The organism is Mycobacterium sp., assembly GCF_050701675.1.
GTDB lineage: Bacteria > Actinomycetota > Actinomycetes > Mycobacteriales > Mycobacteriaceae > Mycobacterium.
Genome location: NZ_JBOGDD010001139.1, coordinates 1 through 4,373, shown reverse-complemented (window position 1 = coordinate 4,373; position 4,373 = coordinate 1). Strand labels below are relative to the sequence as shown.

5 protein-coding genes are annotated in these 4,373 nt (G+C 66.2%); 1 reads left to right on the top strand and 4 read right to left on the bottom strand.

From position 1 onward, the window contains the following. The 4 genes from ACRDUX_RS35315 to ACRDUX_RS35300 form a co-directional block, all read right to left on the bottom strand. Positions 1-553, bottom strand: a 553-nt coding sequence (locus ACRDUX_RS35315) for a phosphotransferase family protein (RefSeq protein ID WP_526421255.1), incomplete at its 3' end; no start/stop codon positions are given. Further along, on the bottom strand, positions 550-1,206 hold the full coding sequence (locus ACRDUX_RS35310; RefSeq protein ID WP_526421253.1) for a TetR/AcrR family transcriptional regulator: 657 nt from the start codon (positions 1,204-1,206) through the stop codon (positions 550-552). The genes ACRDUX_RS35315 and ACRDUX_RS35310, both read right to left, overlap by 4 nt. Before the next feature lie 217 nt (positions 1,207-1,423). Further along, positions 1,424-2,146: a GntR family transcriptional regulator gene (locus ACRDUX_RS35305; RefSeq protein ID WP_526421251.1), complete on the bottom strand. Its 723-nt coding sequence runs from the start codon at positions 2,144-2,146 to the stop codon at positions 1,424-1,426. Between the two features lie 2 nt (positions 2,147-2,148). Then, the gene (locus ACRDUX_RS35300; protein WP_526421249.1) at positions 2,149-3,858 is read right to left on the bottom strand and encodes a 2-hydroxyacyl-CoA lyase; all 1,710 of its coding nucleotides are present in this window, start codon (positions 3,856-3,858) and stop codon (positions 2,149-2,151) included. Positions 3,859-4,104: 246 nt separating this feature from the next. On the opposite strand from ACRDUX_RS35300, the gene ACRDUX_RS35295 reads away from it, so the two are divergent. Continuing rightward, positions 4,105-4,373 (top strand): AMP-binding protein (locus tag ACRDUX_RS35295; RefSeq protein WP_526421247.1); only part of this gene is annotated, 269 nt, incomplete at its 3' end.

Here is a 4,373-nt window from a genome sequence, read left to right as displayed (position 1 = left end):
GCCACTGCCGTAGCCAGCGTTTGAGCTGTCGCTCCAGGTAGCCGTCGGGGCGTCCCCAGTCGGCGAGGCCGACGTCGGCCGGGTCCACCTCGTGAAGGGTGACCAAGATCCGAACCGCGGCATCGGCGAGTGCTCGGCGCTGAACCGGAGTGAGCCTGCCGGTGTCGTCGGGGGTGCGCAACGTGGCGCCGTCGAGCTTGTCCATGACGTAGAACGGTGCGCCGATCAGAGTGCTGTCTTCGCAGAGTCCGACAGTTCTGGGTACGGGCACCTGCGTCCCGTAAAGCGCTGTCAAAGCCCGGTATTCGCGGCCCATGTCGTGGGCGGTCGGCAGAACATGTCCTACCGGAGGGCGCCGCAAGATCCAGAACCGAGTGCCGTCGGTGAGCTCGTAGGTTGGGTTGGACCGACCACCGGCGATCAACCGCGAACGCAGTCGCTGCTCGACTGGCTGTGCTTCTACGTCCGAGAGCCACCGCCGAACGCGTTCGCTGGTCGATTCATCCAGCCCCTGGTCAGTTTCGGAGGGCGGCGCAGCGTCGGCGAAACTCATGCCCCCTCCCCCACGGCACCGACGGTGCCCAAGGCAAGGGCCGCGTAGCGGTCGGCCATCTCGTCGGGCGACAGGTCGCCGTCGGGCCGGTACCAACTGGCAATCGAGTAACCCATGTTGATGACGGCGCGGGCGGCCTCGCGTGGAAAGGCAGTGGCGAAGACGCCTTCGGCGACTCCCCGGTCGATGACCTCGCGGAACATCCCCTCCTGCTGGTCACGCAACGACACCACGATTCGATGACCGGTGTCGTCGAGACTCCGGAGTTCCGAGGCGACGACGAGCGCCTCTGCTCGCTTCTCCGTGTGATAGAGCACCCACGCGCGCATCAAGGCCACGAGTTGTTCGACGGGTGACTTGCCCGCGCGCACGAGTGCCGAATTCGTCTGTGAGATGACCTCTTTCATCACCCCTTCCATGATGCGCTGCAGGATGTCCTGCTTGGACGGGAAGTGGTGGTAGATCGACGCCGGGTTCATGCCGGCATCGCGGGCGATGTCACGAATCGACGTTCCGTGGTATCCGCGTGCTTGAAAGTTCTCGATTGCCGAAGCGACGATGGCATGGCTTCCCCCGCCGCTCGTTCCGACGCGATGGAGTCGCCGCCCCGGCGCGCGACGCGGACTGATCCTCTCGGACACTGCGTCAGGCATCTGTAGCTCCTTCTCTAGCTCGACTCGCCACCGAGTGCACATTCGCGAAGCTGTGGTCCGACCAATGCTTCCAACCGAACGATCGTTTGTCAATGGCAGCGTAATTGCTCCGAATCTCACGATCTACCTGGATATATCGGACCATGACCTGGGACTTTTATAACCAATCGTTCATTTGGTTATCACGCTGGGAATTTGGTGGGTCATTGCAGGGGACTCAGGCGTCGCGGATGGACTCCGCCAGTTTCCTCGCGGAGTTCGTGATGTGTTCCCGCGCCAGTCGTTCGGCTAGATCTGCGTTCCCCGCCGCCAACGCCTCAGTGATGTGCCGATGCTCCCGCCACGCCAGGTCGAACATATCGGGCACGGTGCGCAGCACCCCGACCATCGCGCGCTCGACCACCGACCACATCGGGACCATCGCCCGGCTGAAGAAGGGATTGTCGGTCGCATCGAGAATGGTCCGGTGAAAGACTCGGTCGAGTTCCAAGAGGCTCCTGGTGTCGTTGACGCCACCCAGATCCTCGTGACGCTTGAGAATCGAGAACAGCTCTGCCAGACCGGCTTCCGGCCGTGCGATGGCGACTTCGCGGACAGCTTGCGCCTCGAGCGCCTCGCGCACCTTGTAGGCAGCCTCGACGTCGCGCCGCAACAACGGCCGCACGGCCACTCCGCCTGCGGGCAGTGGCTCCAGCAGCCCTTCGCCGACGAGGTCCGCGGCGGCGACCCTCACGGGCATCCGGCTGACGCCTAGCATCTCGGCAACCTGCACCTGATTCAGCCGGGCGCCGGACGGGATCTCCTCGAGCACGATCGCCATCCGCAACCGGTCCCGAACGGATCTGGCGAGCGCGCCCGAGTCCCTGGGCGGGAGTGCGGTCAGCGCGGAGAAACTCGCCTCGCCATCGACGGGTTGGCCCTCTTGGTCAGGATGAGTCATCGTCACGCGTACCGCTCGAGCTCCGCGGCGCTCCACGCGCCGACCGCCTGACGCGGGGGCACCGCAGCCAACCCCCCGAGGTAGTCGGGCGACTTGGCCTGACGGGACACGACGACGTCGACCACGGCCGGCGCCTTGTCCAACGCCCGTTTCAGGGCGTCGGCCAGCTCACCCGGATCCTCCACGCGCTCGCCGTGTGCGCCGAGACTCCGTGCGAGCAGGTCGTAACGACAGCCGGGGAGGTCCACGCCAACGAGGTTGTTGTCGAAGCGATCCACCTGGTCGTGCCGCTCGATGTTCCACGCCTCGTTGTTCGCGACGACGAACACCGCACGCGCCCCGTGCCTTACGGCGGTATCGACCTCGAGTGCGGTGAAGCCGAAGCTGCCATCGCCGATCACCGCGATGACGGGTTGATCGGGCCGGTGCAACGCCGCTGCGATGGCAAAGGGAACGCCGATCCCGAGGCAGCCCAGCGCCCCGCAGTCCAGGTAGTCGACGGGTTTGAGGCCCACCCGCGCGAAGGACAGGATGTCGCCACCGTCGGCGACGACGACCGACCCGTCGGTCAACAGCTCGTTGACCGCGCCGACCACGAAGTTGGGCGACATCCGCCCATCGGCATCCAGTTCCGGAGACGCCAGTTTGGCGGCGAGTCTGCGCCCCCGTGCGGTGTTCGACTCCCGCATGTCCTCGAACCAGGCCAGGTCCGGTGCGCTCGGGGCAGCTCCACTCCGCGATAGCGCCGCCAGCACGACATGCGTCGTTCCATGCACCTCGACGTCGCCGCGCCGGTTCTCGCCGAGTTCCTCGAAGGACGTGCCGATGCGCAGGAAGCGGGCATTCGGCGAGAACACCGCAGGCGACCCGTACCCGAGTTGGAAGTCCAGTCTCCGACCGAGGGTGATGACGAGGTCGGCCTCGCTCATCGCCCGACCGCGAACGGCGGGGACGAACCCCGGCACGTCGTCTCGGATGACGCCGCGACTCTCGCCCGAATCCAGGTAGAGGGCATGGGTTTCCGCCAGAAAGGCCCGCACCTCAACGGATGCGGCGCGCACCGACCGTCCGCCGATGACCACGATCCGCGAGGAGCCACCGATGAGGTCGACGGCCCGCGTGATCGCGACTGGATCGGGAGCGAGCACCGTCGCCGTCCGCGGCTCCATGGCCAGCGCCGGGACGTCCGCGTCGTGCACGGTCTCGTCGAGCAGATCAGTCGGGAAGTCGATGTAGGCGGGTCCGGTGGCACCCGTTGCGCCGCCAAGCGCCGCCGCGATCACCTTGTCGAGACGCGGGATGACGTGATGGCGTTCGGAGACCCGTTCGACGAGACGGCAGATCGGGCGGACGACGTCGCCCTGGTCGATGTCCTGCATTGCACCCATCCCGGCCTGCGGCCGAGGGGGGCGACCGGAGATGACGAGCACGGGACTGCGCGCCACGAACGCGTTGGAGATGGCCGTCACCGCGTTCGTGAGCCCGGGTCCGGCGGTCACCATGGCGACGCTCAGCTGACCGGACAGCTCGGCGGTGGCGTGGGCCATGTACACGGCGGCGGCTTCGTGGCGGACGTCCACCACCTCGATCCCGATGCGCGAGACGGCGTCCCACAGCGGTTGGATGTGCCCGCCGCACAGACCGAACACGCGGCGCACTCCCTGGCTTCTCAGGCGCTCCGCGATCAGCTGGGCAACGGTCGTCTGAGTCATGTGAACCACCAATCCGGTGCCAAGGACGAACGAGGTGACGGCGACGTTCGGGTATTGCAAATCCTGGATCCAGAGTCCACAGTAACATGGATCACATTGTCCGAACGAGCGCTCAAGGGGATGGAATGACCGAGGCAGAGCCCTTCATCGGCACGTGCGGGATCGCAGCATGAGCGTCGCGGCAGGATCTCGCCCCACCATCAGCGACCGCTTTGCCCCTCCCGTCGCGAGAGCTTCACCCTTCCGGTGTTCCTGCGCGAAGCGGCGTCGAACCACCCCGAAAAGGTCTCTCTGCGCACCCTGTCCGGCGAGAAGCTCACGTACGCAGAACTCTTGGTGCTCACCGAGCGCAGGGCGGTGGGCCTCGCGGCGCTAGGCGTTGCCAAGGGCGACAGGGTGCTGTTGCTCATGGACAACTCCATCGACATGGTCGTCAGCTGGTTCGCCGCCAATCTGCTTGGCGCCGTCGAGGTCCCGTCTAATACGGCCAACCGCGGACCGAGCCTGGCGCACAT